Here is a 17,940-nt window from a genome sequence, read left to right on the forward strand (position 1 = left end):
CGTCGGCGGCGCCGCGGCCGGCCGACGCGGCAGGTCCCGCCGGGCGGGCGCGCGACGGACGCCGCGCCCCCGCCCCGTCGCGTTCACGACGGGGATCCCGACCACCCGGGCTGTTGCCCGGACGTGACCTACCGCGTTGGCTCACAACCGGATTCCTTCGTCTGCGCTCAGTTCGCCGAGCCGTCGAAGGAGAAGCGCGGGAACGCCAGCTCGCCCGCGTAACGGGCGGCGTCGCCGAGGTTCTCCTCGATGCGCAGCAGCTGGTTGTACTTCGCGACGCGCTCGCTACGTGCCGGCGCGCCGGTCTTGATCTGGCCGCTGCCGACGGCGACCGCGAGGTCCGCGATGGTGGTGTCCTCGGTCTCGCCGGAACGGTGGCTCATCATCGTCTTGTAGCCGCTGCGGTGCGCGAGGTCGACGGCGTCGAGGGTCTCGGTCAGCGTGCCGATCTGGTTCACCTTGACCAGCAGCGCGTTCGCGGCGCCCTTGACGATGCCGTCCTCGAGGCGCTCCGGGTTGGTGACGAACAGGTCGTCGCCGACCAGCTGCACCTTGTCGCCGATCTGCTCGGTGAGCGCGACCCAGCCCTCCCAGTCGTCCTCGTCCAGCGGGTCCTCGATCGAGACCAGCGGGTATGCGGCGATCAGCTCGGCGTAGAAGGCCGACATCTCGGCGGCGGTGCGGACCTTGCCCTCGAACTTGTAGCCGGTGCCCTTGGTGTAGAACTCCGTGGCCGCGACGTCGAGCGCCAGCGCGACGTCGGTGCCCAGGTTCAGGCCCGTCTTGGCAATGGCCTCGATGATCAGGTCGAGCGCTTCCTTGGTGCCCGCGACGTCGGGGGCGAAACCGCCCTCGTCACCGAGGCCGGTGGACAGGCCCTTGGCCTTGAGCACGGCCTTGAGCGAGTGGTACACCTCGGTGCCCCAGCGCAGCGACTCCTTGAAGGTGGCGGCGCCGATCGGCGCGACCATGAACTCCTGGACGTCGACACCGGTGTCGGCATGCGCGCCACCGTTGAGGATGTTCATCATCGGGACCGGCAGGATGTGCGCGTTCGGGCCGCCGACGTAGCGGTACAGGTCCAGCCCGGAGGACTCGGCGCCGGCGCGGGCGACCGCGAGCGACGCACCCAGCAGCGCGTTGGCGCCGAGGCGCGACTTGTCCCGGGTGCCGTCCAGGTCCAGCAGGGCCTGGTCGACGACACGCTGTTCGGTGGCGTCCAGCCCGATGATGGCGGGCGCAATCTCGCCGAGCACGGCCTCGACCGCCTTCTCGACGCCCTTGCCGCCGTAGCGAGCTCCGCCGTCGCGCAGCTCGACGGCCTCGTGCTCGCCGGTGGAGGCGCCCGACGGCACCGCGGCGCGCGCGAAGCTGCCGTCGTCGAGCAGCACCTCGACCTCCACCGTGGGGTTGCCCCGGGAATCGAGGATCTCGCGAGCTCCGACCTGCTCAATGATGGCCACGGATGGTCTCCTTTTGGCGGCTTCGTTGTTGACGATTTTGCTCAATAGTGCCAGGTCTGAGCCTAACCGCAGCAACCGGCCGGATCAGGCGGTTGCGCGCGGTCACGGGCGGGTGCCGACCGAGTACGCGGCGGCCCGGTCGCGTACGTCCGACAGGTACTCGCCGGACAGGTTGTAGGCCATCAGTGCCCGCTGCCACCCGTCCGCGGTGGTCAGGTCCCCGCCCCGGGCGCAGAGGTACCGGGCCGCGGTCAGCGCGGCGTCGTCGATGTTGTCGGGGTCGACCACGCCGTCGCCGTTGGCGTCCACTCCCCAGCGTTGCCAGGTCTCGGGGATGAACTGCAGCGGCCCCATCGCGCGGTCGTGCACCGCGTCGCCGTCGCGGGCCCCGCCGTCGGTGTCCGGGATCTCCGCCACGCCCGGTCCGCCGTCGAGCGGGATCCCGCGGATCGGCGGGCTCACCGTCCCGTCCGGCGCGACGCTCGACCCTCGGTAGGTGCCGTGTCGGCTCTCCACCCCGGCGATACCGGCGACGGTGGTCCAGCCGATCCCGCAGTCGGGCCGCGACTGCGCCATCACCGCGGCGGCGTACCCGTACGCCTCGAGTGCCAGCGTGCCGATGCCGAGGGCGTCGGGCTGCTCCTCGGCCCAGCCGCGCAGCTGCTCGGCGGCACGGCCGGGGGCGTCGACGTCGATCGCCGGGAGCGCCGCACCGGGTCCGGGCGGGATGCCCTCCGGGATCGCAACCCGGGGCGCGCCGCCGCAACCGGCCAGTGTCACCCCCGCGACGGTCACCAGCGCCGCCCACCCGACGGCCCGCCTCTTCCGTGAGTTCACTCGCTCCATCATCCACAGTCGTGGGCACCCCGGGCGGCCCACTGCCCGCGCACCCACCCCGCACGCAAGGTAAAGACGAACAAAAGCGCTGTTCAGTACGGAGTTTCGCCATTCTGCGGGGGTGTAGGGTTTTCGGGCGAGCTAAGGTTCGCCTTGCCTACCACCGCGACCGACACCACCCTCCAGGAGCAGCCGTGCACGTCCTCGCCGCCGGCGGTACCCCGGGCATTGCGACGCAACTGTTCGGCAGCGGCCTGATCGGGGTCCGCGAGGGACTCGAGACCGGCATCGTCGTGATGATCCTGGTCGCCTTCCTGGTCAAGTCCGATCGCCGCGACGCCCTGAAGTGGGTGTGGGTCGGCGTCGGCGCGGCCGTCGCCATGGTCGTGATCCTGTTCGGCGCCATCCACTTCGGCACCTCCACCGTCACCGGCACGGCCGCCGAACTGATCAGCGGCATCGCCTCCCTGGTCGCCGTCGTGATCGTGACCGCGATGGTGCTGTGGATGCGCAAGGCCGCGGCCTCCATCTCCGGGCACCTGAAGGCGGACCTCGCCCGGGCCCTCGCCGTCGGCCCGTTCGCGGTCGCCGCGATGGCGTTCTTCGCCGTCGGGCGCGAGGGCGTCGAGACCGCGCTGCTGCTGGTCGGCTACGCCGAGAACTCTGCGGGCAGCACCTGGCCGCTGGTCGGGTTGCTGCTCGGCATCGCGGTGGCCGCCCTGCTGACGGTGCTGCTCTACGTCGGCGCGGTGCGCATCAACTTCACGAAGTTCTTCCGCTACACCGGCGTCTTCCTGATCGTGGTCGCCGCCGGCATCCTGGCCTACGGCGTCCGAGCGCTGCAGATCGCCGGCTGGCTGCCCGGCCGGTCCACCCTCGCGTTCGACGTCTCCGCCGGCTTCGACACCTCCAGCTGGTACGCCGTTGCGCTGCAGGGCATCTTCAACCTCCGCCCCGACCCGACCCTGCTGCAGGTGCTCGCCTGGGCGACCTACGTGGTGGTCGTGCTGGCGCTGTTCCTGCGGCCACTCGCGCCCAAGCCCGCGGCCCCGGCCCCCGCCGGCGACGACAAGACCTCCGAACTTCCCGTCTGACCGAAAGGCACCGATCGTGCGTCGTTCCACCATCGCCCTCGCCCTGCTGGCCCTCACACCGCTGGCCCTCGCCGCCTGCACCTCGAAGGCCGGGTCCAGCGACGCGATCGCCGTCACCGCGACGGACACCACCTGCGACGTCGCCGCGCACACCGCCGAGACCGGCAACACCACCTTCGAGATCACCAACAACGGCTCGAAGGTCACCGAGTTCTACGTCTACGGCGACGGCGACCGGGTGATGGGCGAGGTCGAGAACGTCGGACCGGGCCTGACCCGCAGGCTGATCGTCAACCTGGCCTCGGCCGGCACGTACCACACGGCCTGCAAGCCGGGCATGGTCGGCGACGGCATCCGCGCCGAGTTCACCGTCACCGGCGACTCGACCACCCCCACCGACGAGACCGGCCAGCTCGCCGACGCCGCGGCGAACTACAAGCGGTACGTCACCGGCCAGGTCGCGGCGCTGCAGGAGACCGCCGCCGGCTTCGTCGCGGCGATCAAGGCGGGGGACATCGAGGCGGCCAAGGCCCAGTACCCGACCACGCGGACCTACTACGAGCGGATCGAACCGATCGCGGAGTCGTTCCCCGACGACCTCGACCCGCGTCTGGACCTGCGCGAGGTGGACGTCGAGCCCGGCCAGCGCTGGACCGGCTTCCACCGCCTGGAGAAGGACCTGTGGGTGAGCGGCCTGCAGCCGGACACCAATGCGATGGCCGACCAGCTGCTCACGGACCTGAAGGAACTCTCCGACGGCATCGGTGCCGATGACTTCACCGTCGACCCCATCCAGGTCGCGGGCGGCGCGCAGACCCTGCTCGACGAGATCTCCCGCACCAAGATCACGGGCGAGGAGGACATCTTCTCCGGCACCGACCTGTGGGACTTCCAGGCCAACGTGGACGGCTCGCAGGCCGCGATCGCCTCGGTCCGCCCCATCCTCGACGAGCGCAACCCCGCACTCGCGGCCAGGGTCGACCAGCGCTTCGCTGAGCTGGACGCCGCCCTCGCCCAGTACCGCCTCGGCGACGGGTTCGTCCTCTACGGCACCGTCACCGAACCGCAGCGGCAGGCGCTCTCCCACCAGATCGACGCATTGTCCGCCGAAGTGAGCCAGGTGCAGGGTGTCGTCGCAGGACAGTAACCAGGACAACGGTCACGCCGAACCCGTTGCGCGAAAAGGTATCTCCCGCCGCCGACTGTTCGGCGCCGCCGGGGCCGGCGCTGTCGCAGTCGGCGCCGGCGCCGTGGCCGGGCGGCTGACCGCACCCGATCCCACATCCGGTTACGACGACGTGGTCCCCTTCCGCGGCGCCGTCCAGGCGGGCATCGTCACGCCCGTTCAGGACCGCATGCACTTCGCGGCCTTCGACGTGACCACCGACTCACGCGAAGAGCTGGTGGCGCTGCTGCGGAAGTGGACGGCGATGGCCGAGCGGATGACGGCCGGCAAGCAGGCCACCGAGGGCGGCGCCGTCGACGCGGGCGAGTACCGCCCACCGGACGACACCGGCGAGGCCCTCGACCTCGACGCCTGCCGGCTGACGCTCACCATCGGCTTCGGCCCGTCGCTGTTCGTCGGTGCCGACGGCAAGGACCGCTTCGGCATCGCCGGCCTTCGCCCGCAACGGCTGACCGACCTGCCCAAGTTCACTGGCGACGCCCTCGACCCGGCGCGCAGTGGCGGGGACATCTGCATCCAGGCCTGCGCGGACGACCCGCAGGTGGCCGTGCATGCCATCCGGAACCTGGCCCGCGTCGGCTTCGGCACGGTCGCGGTGAAGTGGTCGCAACTCGGCTTCGGTCGCACCTCCTCGACCTCCACCTCCCAATCGACGCCGCGAAACCTGTTCGGGTTCAAGGACGGAACCCGCAACATCAAGGCCGAGGACCCGGCGGCGGTCTCCGAGTTCGTGTGGGCGGCCCCGATCGACGACCAGGCCTGGATGGCCGGCGGCTCCTACCTGGTGGCCCGGCGGATCCGGATGCTGATCGAGCCGTGGGACCGGACCGTGCTGCACGAGCAGGAACGGGTGATCGGGCGCAGCAAGGGCAGCGGTGCCCCGCTCGGGGGCCGCGACGAGTTCGACCCGCTCGAGCTCGAGGCCAAGGGCGCCGGCGGCAAGCCGGTCATCGACACGGACTCGCACGTGCGGCTGGCGTCCGCGGAGGAGCTGGGAGGCATCCAGATCCTGCGCCGGGGCTACAACTTCACCGACGGCTCGGACGGCTTCGGCCACCTGGACGCGGGGCTGTTCTTCATCGCGTACTGCCGGGACCCGCAGACCCAGTTCGTCCCGATGCAGCAGAGCCTGGCCCGCAACGACGCGCTGAACGAGTACATCAAGCACGTCGGGTCGGCGGTGTTCGCGGTGCCACCGGGAGTCGGCGACGCCGGGTACTGGGGCTCGACGCTGTTCGGGGACGCCGGCCCGTCCGTGGACGACCGCGAAGCGGGGACTCCCGGTCAGTAGGCTCCGTCGGAGCGCAACACGGCCCCCGCGGTCTTCCACAGGATCATGATGTCGAGGGTCATCGACCAGTTCTCCACGTAACGCAGGTCAATCCGTACCGACTCCTCCCAGGAGAGGTCGCTGCGCCCGCTGATCTGCCACAGACCCGTCAGTCCGGGCTTGACGAGCATTCGCCGACGCACACCGCCGTCGTCGTACTTCTCGACCTCGGCGATCAGCGGCGGCCTGGGGCCGACCAGCGACATGTGACCGGCAACGACGTTCAGCAGCTGCGGCAGTTCGTCGATCGAGTACCGCCGGATGAAGTGACCCACGCGCGTCACCCGCGGATCGTCCTTGATCTTGAACAAGACGCCGGACCCCTCGTTCACGGAGGAAAATTCGGCCAGCCTGGTATCCGCGTCGCGAACCATGCTGCGGAACTTGATCATCTCGAACGTCGTCCCGGCGCGACCCACCCGCGTCTGCCGGTAGAACGCGGGACCGGGACTGGTCAGGCGAACCGCACAGCCCACCGCGATCAGCAGCGGCGACATCGCGACCAGCAACGCGAGCGCGAGCACACGGTCCAGCACGGACTTGACCACCCAGGCGGGTCCGGTGAAGCGCGGCGCGCTCAACTGCAGCAGCGGTGTGCCGGCCACCGGGCTGATGTGAAGTCGCGGACCGACGATGTCCATGAGCGCGGGCGCGATCAGCAGATCCGCGCCGGTACCCTCGAGATCCCACGCAAGCCGCTGGGTGCGCGACTGCGACCACCCGATCGACGGGAGGATCGCGACGGCGTCGAAGCCCCGCAGGGCCACGATCCCGACGATGTCCCGTTCGGTGCCGACAATAGGGACCCCGTCGACGTCGAGCGGCAGTTCCCCGGACGGGGCGGCACCCGCGAGGCAGACCGCCTCGACGTTCCACCCCGTGTGGGAGGCCCCCCTGGTTCGGTGGATCAGGTCCCGTACCGCCGCCTCGTCGCCGGCCGCGACCACCGACCGCAGGTACGCACCCGATCTACGACGCCGGTGGAGCCACTTGCGCAGCAGGTATCGGCCGACCACCGACCCCGCAGCGGCGAGGGGCAGGGCGCCGAACACCCACGAATGCCCGCCCGCCGTCTCGACGGCGTATCCGACCACCGCCATCACGGCGATCACCGTCACGTAGGCAGTTGCGACCCGGCGGAACTCTTCGGGTCCACAGCCGAGGATCCTCGGGTCCCAGGCGTGATTGAGCGCAAGGGCAAACAGCGCCAACAGCGGAACTGCCAGCGCAACAGCGAGATTGGCCCGGAGGTCGAGTACGGAAACGTCGTGGTAGACGGCCGACACGAAGACGTCTGCCGCCAGCAGGCTCGCCATGTCGATGCCCAGGGCCACCCGTCCGTAACGAGATTCCCAGCTGGGGCGTGGGGGCGCCGGCATCGGTATCGGAACACCCCAGGCTCCGTGCCGTTCCGCGGGGGCGTCGATCGGCCGTCCGCATACCGGGCAGACCACCCGTACCGGATCCTGCATCGGCGCGGCGTTTGCCCCTACACCGCCTCGCGTATCGCATTCGCACATCTGGAATGTCCAACTTTTTGGTATTCCGCCGCCCCGGCGAACAGACCAAAAACATACCTCAAGTTGGTTAGATCACTCAAGTCTGTGCACGCACTCCTATTTGACCACCACTACCAAACCCCGCGCTCGCCTGCCGCTATGCCCGCGAGGGTTGCGGGTCCCCCACCCGAATTCGACCCGCACGGAGAAGTTCGCCGCATCGCTCCGCGGAAACCGGCCGGCTGAACAGGTAACCCTGCGCTCGGTGACAGCCCAGCTCGAGCAGCGCGCGCGCGGCAACCTCCGTCTCCACACCCTCGGCAACGAGATCGAGGTCAAACGATTTCGCCAGTCCGACAATTGACTCGACAATCGCACGACCACTCGGGCTGTTCCCGAGATCACGCACGAACTCACGGTCGATCTTGAGCACGTCGAACCGCAGCTGCTTGAGCTGAGCCAACGAGCTGTACCCCGTCCCGAAGTCGTCGATCGCCACCCGCACACCGAGGTCGGCGAGCCCCTGCAGAACCACTCGCGTTCGGTCCAGGTCGCCGACCACCACGTTCTCTGTGATCTCCAGGCACACATGGCCACCGTCGACCCCGTTCTCCTCGAGAATCCGCGCGACGATGTCGAGGAATTCGAGACCCACCAACTGTGCGGGCGACACGTTCACCCTCAGGGTGACGTCCAGCCCGGGGATCCGGGCCCGCCACTGGGCGTACTCGCGGCACGCCCTACCCAACACCCAGGCCCCCAGCTCACCCGCCAGATTGGTCGACTCGGCAACCGAAATGAACGACTGCGGCAGCAGTAACCCCAGGACCGGGTGGTCCCACCGCACGAGCGCTTCGACCGCAAGGATCTCACCGGTACGAAGATCGACCTCCGGTTGGTAGACGAGGTGGAGCCAGTCGTCCGTGATCGACGACCTGAGACTGAGCTCGATGATGTTCCGGATCTCGATCTCTTCGCGCATGTCCTCTGTGAACGCGACAATCGCATTGCCGCCCTGCGCTTTCGCCCCAATGACGGCCTGGTCCGCCTGCCACAGCAGGTCGGCGGCGGTGCAGTCACCGGGCATCCCCACCGCGATCCCGATACTCGCACTGCGGCTGAAGGTGACGTTACCGAGCAACACCCATTCGTTGACGAACTCACTGATCCGCTCGGCCTCGTGGCGAGCATCGTCCAAGCCCACTCCCTCACCGAGCACGACGACGAATTCGTCCCCACCCAGTCGTGCCACCAGAGCGTCGGGTGCACATCGACCGGTGAGGCGCGCACCGATCTCGACGATGAACCGGTCACCAGCGGAGTGACCGAGGAAGTCGTTGAGAGACTTGAGACGGTCCAGGTCGAGGAACAGAATCGCCACCGGCCCCGGGCTTCCCGGCGCCATCCGACCGTTGAGCTGGTCGAGCAGTGAGTGTCGGTTGGCCAGCCCGGTCAGCTCGTCGTGGTCGGCCCAGTAGTGCAGACTGTTTTCCGCGCGCACCCGTTCCTGGACCTGGGTGAGCAGCGCGGCAATTGCCTTGAGCACGTTGATTTCCGCCGTGCTCCATTCCCGGTCGCCGAACTTGACGAACCCCAGTGTCCCGGTCGTCACCTCGCCGGAGAGCAGTGGCACCGCCACCATTGACGCGGCAAGGACGCCCGATGCCCGCCCAACGCGATCCTGGTACGCGGTGCTGCTTCCTCCCGGACGGGCGAGGATGACGTCCTTGAGATTTTCCGCGCTCGCGAACTCCGGGCCGGCATCGGCAAAATATACGATGTCAAGCGGATCTGGATCGGGCTTGTTCTCGCGTCGTGGCCACTCGGCGACCAAGACCGTCGCTCCGATCTCGTGGTCGTTTCGACGCAGGAAGCAGACATCGAGCCCGAAGTAGTCGACGACCTCGTGCAGCACCTGCTCGGCACTTGCCACCCATGTCTCTGCCTGAGTTGCGGTCAGCAGGGAGGCAACCGAGGTGACGAGTTCCTCGAGCGTTCGTGGTTTCACGGGAAGACCTCAGCTTTCGACTCGGAACGATCGACGGCGGCTGCGAACCGACGGCGGAGGCGCGTGGCTCAGACGCAGGACGAGCGCGAGAGCCTCCTGGTCGGCGACACCGAAGAGATCGAGCAAGGCCTGCCGACATTCGGCCAGCTCACCGGTGTGCTGTGGAGCCAGCTCCTCGAGATCACACTCGTGTACGCCGTACAGGAATACCGGCGACACCGGCTGCACTGCGAATCCCTCGTCCTCGGATGTGATCCACACGTTCTCCAGCGCCACCCCCCCACGGAAGTAGTCGATGTGCCGGATTCCACTGATGACCACTGCCGCGAGAGCCGAGCTGGAATTGACTCGATCACGCGTCGCATCCCCGAGACCGCTACCCAGCCGCCACTCGGCAAGCTGCGCGGTGACATCGCCCCTGCGAACGATGCTCAGCGCCGCGAGATCCGTTGCGCCGAACTCGAGCGAGCGGACGTCGATGCCGGTGCTGACGTCCTCGCCAACCCAGCGCACCTCGCCCATCATTTCGCGATGCAATCGAGGAGTCAGGAATCGAACGCGATCGGACGCGGCGAGCAGCTCGGCCGCACGAGCGAGGTCACCCCGGTCGGTGAGAACCGCAAGGCGCGCCCCTTCGTCCCGTGCCGAGGCCTCGAGCACCCCGATCGTCTCGGGATCGACCTGCCGCACCGCACCCGTCCTGCGGTTGGTGACGCGGCCGAGCATCCGCTCGTAGCGGCTCGCGAGGTCTTCGTCTGCGCCGGCGCCGAACGTCATCGTCACCACCGGCACCGCACCGTCCGAGACTGGATCACCGTCGCCGAACACCTCGACCGGCCCCAGTATGCGGTGGGCGGCGGCCGCGACACGCGCGTTGTAGAACGCCGCTCCGAGCGCGACGAAACTGCCGCGGAACTGGACGTCCATCGCCGACGTGCGGTCCGGATCCAGGTAGATCCGAAGATCGTCCGCGCCTACAGTCACTCGCCATGGCTGAGCGTTGCCTCCCGACGGCGCCGCATACGCGGCGCGGACGACCGCATTCGCGGCGCTCTGCGTAGTGCAGCCGACCGACACCTCATCCGTGCGGTCGACATCGACCTGGGGAGCCGGCGATGCCAGACCGTCGAGAGCCGCCTCCAAGTCGATGCGCACTCGACCGGACGGCAGCGCCCGACCGGTCCCGAACCGCCGGACCGCTGTTGCCACGCTGGCACCGCCGAGCAGGACGTCGCCGCCGAGTTGGGGCCAGGTGGAGATCGTGGTGTCGATCTCCACCAGCGAAGCCCCCAACCGCGGAGACAACTCGTCTGCACCGAGAATCCCCAATACCGCCGGCAACTTCTCCTTCGACGTCAGGCCGGCCAACGATCGACTGGAGACCTCACCGAGAAGCCCGTGGAACAGCGGCCGGTCCGGCTCGAGGTCGAACCTCTCGACGTCGAGCAGTCCACGATCGCTGGTCTCCATCAAGACCGGAATTCCCCGGCGGCGCGCCTCCTCTCGCACCAACACCTTCATGTCCAGCGAATCACACTCCTCGACAACGAGATCGAGCCCCTCCAGGAAGCTGCCGATGGTGTCTTCGGTGACTCCCTCGGGCCACGCCGAAACCCTCAGGTACGGGTCGATCTCCGAGATCCGGTGGGCGGCCACGACCGCCTTGTTCACACCGAGATCGAACACGCTGGCCGGAACCCGGTTGAGATTGGACAGATCGAGGGTGTCGAAGTCGGCAAGACGCATTGCACCGCAGGCACTCTCGAGTGCCAGTGCCACGGCCACTGCGTGACCGACACTGAGGCCCACCACGCCGACCTCGAGCGAGGCAAGGCATTGCTGCTCGTGGTCGGTGATCTTGTTTCGGTTGCGGTCGAGCCGCAACCGCCGGAACGACATCGGCCCGAGAACGTGGACCAGCGCCCGGCGCCACGGGTAGTATGCCCAACTCGGCGCCTCGTCGGCCAAGGCCGGCGCCACCGACGGCACCAACGCACGCAAGCTGGACCGCTGCGCGTCGATCGTGTCGTACACGAGACAGTCCGGACGAGCTCGAAGTTCGGCCACAGCCTGCGCGTCCTCTGCCCGTCGCTCGTCGAACAACGTCGCCGTGTGTCGTCCCGATGGATCAGTCACGACTCGCCGAGTCACACCGAACGACCCAACTCGACGAGGTCGTCACGGCCCGCGTGCGCCGCGGTCCCCGGCCTCGCGAGTCGGTGCGCATCCGGGCCGACGGGCAGCTTGCGCCGATCCCACCACATCACCCGCGTGCGATAGCGCTCGTCCGGGTACGGGGTCGACGGAATGCGGCTGCTGACCTCGCCTCCTGACGAGGACCACAACTTCAGCACGTGATCGGCCGCAGTTCCCAACACGAACTGGACGTCGAGCAATTCGAGTCCCCACACGATGACATCGGCGAGCGATCGGGTGAGCTCCTTGCGGTGCGCGGCGCCGTCTGCGACCCATGCAGTTTTCATCTCGACCACGCCGAACGGGAGCCGGTCGGCGACCATCGCTCGCAGCTCGGATTCCCCCGGCCTGCCGGCCCATTCGCTGATCGCGTGGACCTGCTCCACCCGCGCGTGCGGCCCCTGTGCCCGCATCCCGCCGCTCACCGAACCGTCCGGTCCCACCGCGACGAAGAACAAGGTGGTCGACCTGCCGTCGCGGAGCTGCTCGTACTGCAGCGCCTCGAGCACCCCATGTTTGGTGTAACTCTCGAGCGCCCCGGCCAGGTATTCCGACCACAGTTCGGGTTCCTCGTCTGGCCGCGCCGCCACAAATCGGTATTCCGACCGCGGGTCCCACACGCTGGTCTTTTCGATTTTCTCCTCGGCCCCACAGATCACACTTGAAAGTGCACGGGTCATCACTGCCTCCAACTTCGGAATGTTCGAGTTCGGTCTTGAACCGGAAACCCGACCATCCGCGGAGCGTGCGCCCTAGGTCAGCGAGATGAAGAGTTCGACCCCGCTCGGCGCGCGGGTGATCTCGATTTCCTCGGCGAAGGCACGGTCGATCTTCCCTTCCTGTGCCGCGACCTCCGCCTGTTTCCACACATCTTCGATCGGATCATCGACAGGTCCGTCCGGAACGAACCGCGCGAAGTACCCGGCCTGCACCCGCACCATCACGTCCCCCTCCGCAAGATGCTCGGGACCATCGCACCGGTACCCGACGACCGCAATCGAGTCGCCCTCCGTGTTCGGGGTGTACACCGTCACGATCTCCGCCACACCCCGTTCCAGGATGCGTTCACGGGTGAACTCCATCAGCCCTCCCGACCGCTCCCCCGATCCTGCATCCACATTCGGCAAGACCAGTCCTCCGACGTCGACCACGCTGCATTTGACGATCTCAAAGCCCATGACAATTGCTCCGAGACAGTGAGCCGACCGCGATGTAGAGATCGATGCGGTACGCGTGCGGATAGCACTCGAAGGCGCCGGTGAATGCGCGGTCGAGTTGCCCCGCGTCCTCCGCCTCGCGCACCTGCTGCCACAGGTTGCTCACGACGTCGGGAAATTCTCCAGTCGAAAAGAACCGCGCGTACCGTCCGCCCGGAACCCTGGCCATGACATGGCCACGCATCACGTCCCCGATCGACTCGCACCGGTAGCCCACGACCTGGGTGTAGAACGATCCGGCCTCGGCGGCATGATCGGTGTAGATGGATGCCAGCGGTCCCGGCGGGTTCTGCCCGAGGACCGCGGACCAGGCTCGCTCGAGGTTCGGATCCCGCAGCATCCCCAACGGACGCTTGGGACTTCGCACCGGCAGGCCCCCCACGAAGGTTTCGTCGAGTTCGACGAACTCAATCTCCCCTGACCGCATTTCAACCACGCTCCCTCCCCGGAACGGGTTTCCCCACGGCTCGCGACAGCTCCCGATCCGGTCACAGCAGATCCACCATAACCGGGTATTCGCACCACTGGGGTGACATAACTGAATGCCAAAATCCCGGTTCCACCGAATGCTTTCAGTTACCAACTCAATCAGCAGAAAGGCCAGGTCAAACAAACTTCAAGTACTTAATTGACCTTGAAAGCGGGCCTGAAGTGTGGTTAGTTTGACGGAGCCCACCAGCCGAAGGTTCGGACGAGGGGAAGACAGGCCAATGCGGTGCAGACTGTGCGACTCGGACCGCCTCCTGAGCGTCCTCGACCTCGGCGCGACGCCGCCGTGCGAGCGGTTTCTCACCGCCGCCGAGCTCGACGACCCCGAGCCCACATACCCGCTGCACCTGCGCCTCTGCACGGACTGCCTGCTGTTGCAGATTCCGGCGCTGATCACACCGGAAGACACCTTCACCGAGTACGCATACTTCTCGTCCTACTCGGACACCTGGGTCGAGCACGCTCGCCAATTCGTGGACGAAGCAGTACGCCGACTGTCCCTCGACAGCAACTCCCTCGTGGTGGAGGTGGCCAGCAACGACGGGTACCTGCTCCAGCATGTCGTCCAGGCCGGAATCCCCTGCCTGGGGATCGAACCGTCAGTGAACGTCGGGGCGGCGGCCCGCGACCGGCGGGTGCCGACCCGGACCGCGTTTCTCGACCAGGACCTGGCGGTCGCGATCCGTGCCGAACACGGGCCGGCCGATCTCGTGGTGGCGAACAACGTGTACGCACACATCCCGGATCTCCTCGGCTTCACCCAGTCGCTCCGCGCCCTGCTGGCCGACGACGGCTGGCTCAGCATCGAGGTCCACCACGCGCTGAACCTGGTCGATCTCGGCCAGTTCGACACCGTGTATCACGAGCACTTCCAGTACTACACATTGCTTTCCGCCGCTCGGGCCCTCGCCACCGCCGGACTTGCGGTCGTCGACGTCGAATTGCTCCTGACGCACGGGGGGTCGATCAGGATCTGGGCTCGGCCCGATTCGTTCGGTGCTGCGCCGAGCGCTCGGGTACGCGAGGTTCTCCGAGCCGAGCAGCAGGCTGGGTTGCACGATGTCGACGGCTACCTCCGGCTCGCGCCGCTGGCGGAGTCCGTCCGCCACGACCTCTTGAGATTCCTCCTCGAGTGCCGATCCCACGGCAAGACCGTGGTCGGGTACGGGGCGCCGGGCAAGGGCAACACCCTGCTGAACTACTGCGGAATCCGCACCGACCTGCTCGGGTACACGGTGGACCGGAACCCCTACAAGCACGGCCGATTCACCCCGGGTACGCGGATCCCGATCCTCGAACCCGAACAGATCGCCAAGGACCGCCCGGACGTCGTACTCGCGCTGCCGTGGAACCTCGAGCCGGAACTCACTGAACAGCTCCGATTCATCACCGAGTGGGGCGGCGAGCTCATGTTCCCGCTCCCTCGCCTGCACCCGGCCGCGCTGTAGCCGACGCGACCGCCGACATCCACGAGCTCACCGGGAGGGGACCAGCATGAAAGTCGTTCTGTTCTGCGGCGGATACGGGATGCGCATGCGCAACGACCGCAGTGACGAAATACCCAAACCCATGCAAATGGTCGGTCCCCGCCCGCTGCTGTGGCACATCATGCGGTACTACGCCCATTTCGGCCACACCGAGTTCATCCTGTGCCTCGGGTACGGAGCCGCCAAGATCAAGGAGTTCTTCCTCGACTACCACGAGGAGCAGTCCAACGACTTCGTGCTCCACAACGACCGAGTCGAGTTGCTGCACACCGACATCAGCGACTGGTCGATCACATTCGTCGACACCGGCCTCGAATCCGCCATCGGCGAACGGTTGCGCCGGGTCCGCCGGCATCTGAACGGGGACCCATATTTCCTCGCCAACTACGCGGACGTCCTCACCGACGCCCCGCTCGATCGAGTCGTCGAGAAGTTCCACGAATCGGGTGCCGCGGCGTCGATCCTGGTCGTCCCGCCGCAGTCCTCGTTCCACTGCGTCGACGTCGCCGACAACGGCGAGATCAAGGAGATCACCCCGATCAGCCAGTTCCCGATCTGGGAGAACGGCGGATACTTCGTGCTCAGCCAGGAGATCTTCGACCTGCTGCCGCCGGGCGGCGATCTGGTGGCGGACGTGTGCCAACCCCTCGCCGGTCAGGGCCGGTTGTTCGGCTACCGGCACGAGGGCTTCTGGAAACCCGCGGACACCTTCAAGGAGCGCGCCGAACTCGACGACAGCTACGCCCACGGCAACCACCCGTGGACGGTCTGGGACCACTCACAACCCGTCCCACAGCCATGATCGACCTGCACCCCGCCAGCATCGTCGAGGTGGCCGTCCTCGGGGCCCACTGCGACGACATCGCCATCGGTGTCGGCGGCACCCTGTTGACCCTTGCCACCACGATCCCGCACCTACGGGTCCGCGCATTCGTGCTGTCCGGGGAAGATTCGGGACGCGAGATCGAGGAGCGCCACGCACTTGCGGCGTTGTGCCCGGACGCGGATCTCGAACTCACCGTCCTTGACGTCCCCGACGGGCACGCACCCGAGTACTGGGGTCCGATCAAGAGTGCGCTCGAACTGTTCCGGAAGGAGGTCGCCCCCGATGTGGTCTTCGCGCCACAACGCGGTGATGCGCACCAGGACCATCGGCTGCTCGCGGAGCTGGTACCGACGGTCTTCCGCGACCACCTCGTACTGGGGTACGAGATCCTCAAGTGGGAATCGGACACACCCCGGCCGACGGTGTTCCACCCACTCACCAAGAAGGTCGCGGAGGAGAAGGCCCGTGTCCTGCTCAAGCACTACCCGTCACAGGCCGAGCACGACTGGTTCGACGAGAGCGCCTTCCTCGGCCTCGCCCGCCTGCGCGGGGTGCAGTGCCATCGAACGCTCGCCGAGGCGTTCGTGATGGAAAAGTCGATGATCCGATTCGGAGGGGTGTGACATGAGGGTTCTCGTCACCGGTCACCAGGGCTACCTCGGCACCGTCATGGTCCCGGTTCTGCGCACGGCCGGCCACGACGTGGTCGGACTCGACTCCGGGCTGTTCGCCGACTGCATTCTCGGGTCGGCACCCGCCGACCCTCTGGGCATCGAGGTCGACATCCGTGATGTCAGCGAGAGCCAGCTGTCGGGGTTCGACGCCGTGATCCACCTGGCGGCGCTGTCGAACGATCCGCTCGGGGCCCTCGCGCCCCGGATCACCTACGACATCAACCACCATGCGTCCGTTCGCCTCGCCCGACTCGCCAAACATGCCGGCGTCCGGCGCTTCCTGTACGCGTCCACCTGTTCCGTGTACGGCGCGGGGGGCGAGGACCTCGTCACCGAGAGCGCGCCGCTGCGCCCGTTGACGCCGTACGCGGAGAGCAAGGTCCGGGTCGAGGACGACGTCGCGACCTTCGCCGACTCCGACTTCTCCCCTGTGTTCCTGCGCAACGCAACCGCTTTCGGCTTCTCACCACGACTGCGTGCGGATATCGTGCTGAACAATCTCGTCGGGCATGCCGTACTCACAGGCGAGGTTCGGGTGCTCTCCGACGGGACGCCGTGGCGCCCGCTGGTGCACGCGCGCGACATCGCGTCGGCGTTTGCCCGAGCGCTGGTCGCGCCGGTCGACGCTGTGCACTGCTCGGCGTTCAACGTCGGCACGGAGGCAAACAACCTCACCGTCGCGCAGATCGCCGCAGCCGTGGTCGACGTGGTGCCGGGGTCACGACTGCTGATCACCGGGGAGAGCGGATCTGACCTGCGTTCGTACCGGGTGGACTTCTCGGCCATCCGCCGCGCGCTGGGCTTCGAGGCGGCGTGGAGCATCCCGGACGGGGCCGCCGAACTCTGCCGGGAGTACCTGGCCGCCGGCTTGACCGAAGCAGACTTCACCCGGCGATTCGTCCGACTTGCCCACCTCGAAAAACTTAGGACATCAGGGCTTGTCGACCAATCACTCCGATTCCAGACCGTCGGCGCTCGCCATGGCTGAGGTCAGCGTCGCTCGCCGTGGCTGAGGTCAGCGACGTGCCAGTGTCAAAGTGTCGCAAGAAGGTCCGACCAACAACCGGCACGGGCGTCCCTCCCGCTGACAAGAGTGACCGGCAGCGGCCAGTCGATGCCGAGATCCGGGTCGTCGTAGGCAACGGCAACGTCCTCGGCGGGGTCGTGCGGCCGGTCAATCCGATAGCAGACGTCCGCGGTCGGGGTCAGTGCTTGGAAACCGTGAAGGAACCCCGGCGGGACGTACAGGTGCCGGAACTCGACGTCGTCGAGCATGAAGGCCTGCTGCGCGCCGAAGGTCGGCGACTCTCGGCGGATGTCCACCAGCACGTCGTGCACCGCCCCGTTCGCGCAGCGCACCAACTTGGCCTCACCACGCCCCGACCGTCCATGCATTCCACGGATAACGCCGAGCATCGAGCGAGACTGCGAATCCTGAATGAAGGCCGCAGCCTGGACCCCGACCTGCTCGCCTACCCGCGCATCGAACGTGCGAGTGAACAGCCCTCGGTCGTCCCGGAACGGCTCAGGGCGAAACACCAGGACGTCTGCAAGCTCGGCCTTTTCGACGTGCATACGCCCATCCTGCTCGCCCACGGCCCTCGATTCCACCGATCCGGCGAGATCGGAGGAAC

At 67.5% G+C, this 17,940-nt stretch carries 16 protein-coding genes; 7 read left to right on the forward strand and 9 right to left on the reverse strand.

The genetic code is table 11. The features are described 5' to 3' along the window. Positions 1-167: 167 nt before the first annotated feature. Positions 168-1,463, reverse strand: a complete 1,296-nt coding sequence (gene eno, locus RT2_RS13590; RefSeq protein WP_072845330.1) for a phosphopyruvate hydratase — start codon at positions 1,461-1,463, stop codon at positions 168-170. A gap of 102 nt (positions 1,464-1,565) precedes the next feature. After that, the gene (locus tag RT2_RS13595; protein WP_245709477.1) at positions 1,566-2,309 is read right to left on the reverse strand and encodes a lytic transglycosylase domain-containing protein; all 744 of its coding nucleotides are present in this window, start codon (positions 2,307-2,309) and stop codon (positions 1,566-1,568) included. A gap of 185 nt (positions 2,310-2,494) precedes the next feature. On the opposite strand from RT2_RS13595, the gene efeU reads away from it, so the two are divergent. From efeU to efeB, 3 genes are read left to right on the forward strand one after another with little or no spacing between them, the layout of a single operon-like run. Then, on the forward strand, positions 2,495-3,394 hold the full coding sequence (efeU, locus tag RT2_RS13600; RefSeq protein WP_072845332.1) for an iron uptake transporter permease EfeU: 900 nt from the start codon (positions 2,495-2,497) through the stop codon (positions 3,392-3,394). Positions 3,395-3,410: 16 nt separating this feature from the next. Then, a complete protein-coding gene (gene efeO, locus RT2_RS13605) occupies positions 3,411-4,541 on the forward strand; it encodes an iron uptake system protein EfeO (protein ID WP_072845333.1) in 1,131 nt (376 codons plus the stop codon). Next, the gene (gene efeB / locus RT2_RS13610) at positions 4,522-5,871 is read left to right on the forward strand and encodes an iron uptake transporter deferrochelatase/peroxidase subunit (RefSeq protein WP_072845334.1); all 1,350 of its coding nucleotides are present in this window, start codon (positions 4,522-4,524) and stop codon (positions 5,869-5,871) included. The genes efeO and efeB overlap by 20 nt, the downstream gene beginning before the upstream one ends. On the opposite strand, the gene RT2_RS13615 is transcribed toward efeB, so the two are convergent. The 6 genes from RT2_RS13615 to RT2_RS13640 form a co-directional block, all read right to left on the reverse strand. Then, complete coding sequence (locus RT2_RS13615) at positions 5,865-7,289, reverse strand: sugar transferase (RefSeq protein WP_072845335.1); 1,425 nt, start codon at positions 7,287-7,289, stop codon at positions 5,865-5,867. The two genes, efeB and RT2_RS13615, sit on opposite strands and share 7 nt — an antisense overlap. 277 nt (positions 7,290-7,566) lie before the next feature. Next, positions 7,567-9,417, reverse strand: coding sequence for a putative bifunctional diguanylate cyclase/phosphodiesterase (locus tag RT2_RS13620; protein ID WP_072845336.1), 1,851 nt, complete (start codon positions 9,415-9,417; stop codon positions 7,567-7,569). 9 nt (positions 9,418-9,426) lie between these two features. Next, positions 9,427-11,553: an Rv1355c family protein gene (locus RT2_RS13625; protein WP_072845337.1), complete on the reverse strand. Its 2,127-nt coding sequence runs from the start codon at positions 11,551-11,553 to the stop codon at positions 9,427-9,429. A gap of 11 nt (positions 11,554-11,564) precedes the next feature. Then, on the reverse strand, positions 11,565-12,203 hold the full coding sequence (locus tag RT2_RS13630) for a hypothetical protein (RefSeq protein ID WP_139191245.1): 639 nt from the start codon (positions 12,201-12,203) through the stop codon (positions 11,565-11,567). A gap of 162 nt (positions 12,204-12,365) precedes the next feature. Then, the gene (locus RT2_RS13635) at positions 12,366-12,695 is read right to left on the reverse strand and encodes a hypothetical protein (RefSeq protein ID WP_245709471.1); all 330 of its coding nucleotides are present in this window, start codon (positions 12,693-12,695) and stop codon (positions 12,366-12,368) included. Positions 12,696-12,780: 85 nt separating this feature from the next. After that, complete coding sequence (locus tag RT2_RS13640) at positions 12,781-13,257, reverse strand: GyrI-like domain-containing protein (protein ID WP_072845339.1); 477 nt, start codon at positions 13,255-13,257, stop codon at positions 12,781-12,783. A gap of 283 nt (positions 13,258-13,540) precedes the next feature. Here RT2_RS13640 and RT2_RS13645 point away from each other — a divergent pair, with 283 nt between their 5' ends. Genes RT2_RS13645 through RT2_RS13660 form a run of 4 tightly spaced genes read left to right on the forward strand, consistent with a single transcriptional unit; the run spans position 13,541 to position 17,294 of the window. Continuing rightward, positions 13,541-14,767: a class I SAM-dependent methyltransferase gene (locus RT2_RS13645; RefSeq protein ID WP_072845340.1), complete on the forward strand. Its 1,227-nt coding sequence runs from the start codon at positions 13,541-13,543 to the stop codon at positions 14,765-14,767. Positions 14,768-14,813: 46 nt separating this feature from the next. After that, positions 14,814-15,608, forward strand: a complete 795-nt coding sequence (locus tag RT2_RS13650; RefSeq protein WP_072845341.1) for a glycosyltransferase family protein — start codon at positions 14,814-14,816, stop codon at positions 15,606-15,608. After that, the gene (locus tag RT2_RS13655) at positions 15,605-16,255 is read left to right on the forward strand and encodes a PIG-L deacetylase family protein (protein WP_072845342.1); all 651 of its coding nucleotides are present in this window, start codon (positions 15,605-15,607) and stop codon (positions 16,253-16,255) included. Before RT2_RS13650 ends, RT2_RS13655 begins: the two co-directional genes overlap by 4 nt. A gap of 1 nt (position 16,256) precedes the next feature. Continuing rightward, positions 16,257-17,294, forward strand: a complete 1,038-nt coding sequence (locus RT2_RS13660) for an NAD-dependent epimerase/dehydratase family protein (RefSeq protein WP_072845343.1) — start codon at positions 16,257-16,259, stop codon at positions 17,292-17,294. A gap of 44 nt (positions 17,295-17,338) precedes the next feature. Here the strand turns inward: RT2_RS13660 and rfbC are convergent, their stop codons facing one another. Next, positions 17,339-17,881, reverse strand: coding sequence for a dTDP-4-dehydrorhamnose 3,5-epimerase (gene rfbC / locus RT2_RS13665; RefSeq protein WP_072845416.1), 543 nt, complete (start codon positions 17,879-17,881; stop codon positions 17,339-17,341). Positions 17,882-17,940 lie beyond the last annotated feature (59 nt).

The sequence above is a fragment of the Rhodococcus tukisamuensis NBRC 100609 genome (assembly GCF_001894985.1).
GTDB lineage: Bacteria > Actinomycetota > Actinomycetes > Mycobacteriales > Mycobacteriaceae > Rhodococcus_G > Rhodococcus_G tukisamuensis.

Excerpts from the sequence above, each read along its gene's own strand:
- RT2_RS13595 (WP_245709477.1), bottom strand. The coding sequence starts at position 2,309 with ATGGAGCGAGTGAACTCACGGAAGAGGCGGGCCGTCGGGTGGGCGGCG.
- RT2_RS13615 (WP_072845335.1), bottom strand. The coding sequence starts at position 7,289 with ATGCCGGCGCCCCCACGCCCCAGCTGGGAATCTCGTTACGGACGGGTG.
- RT2_RS13635 (WP_245709471.1), bottom strand. The coding sequence starts at position 12,695 with ATGGAGTTCACCCGTGAACGCATCCTGGAACGGGGTGTGGCGGAGATC.
- RT2_RS13640 (WP_072845339.1), bottom strand. The coding sequence starts at position 13,257 with ATGCGGTCAGGGGAGATTGAGTTCGTCGAACTCGACGAAACCTTCGTG.
- RT2_RS13645 (WP_072845340.1), top strand. The coding sequence starts at position 13,541 with ATGCGGTGCAGACTGTGCGACTCGGACCGCCTCCTGAGCGTCCTCGAC.
- RT2_RS13650 (WP_072845341.1), top strand. The coding sequence starts at position 14,814 with ATGAAAGTCGTTCTGTTCTGCGGCGGATACGGGATGCGCATGCGCAAC.
- RT2_RS13655 (WP_072845342.1), top strand. The coding sequence starts at position 15,605 with ATGATCGACCTGCACCCCGCCAGCATCGTCGAGGTGGCCGTCCTCGGG.
- RT2_RS13660 (WP_072845343.1), top strand. The coding sequence starts at position 16,257 with ATGAGGGTTCTCGTCACCGGTCACCAGGGCTACCTCGGCACCGTCATG.
- rfbC (WP_072845416.1), bottom strand. The coding sequence starts at position 17,881 with ATGCACGTCGAAAAGGCCGAGCTTGCAGACGTCCTGGTGTTTCGCCCT.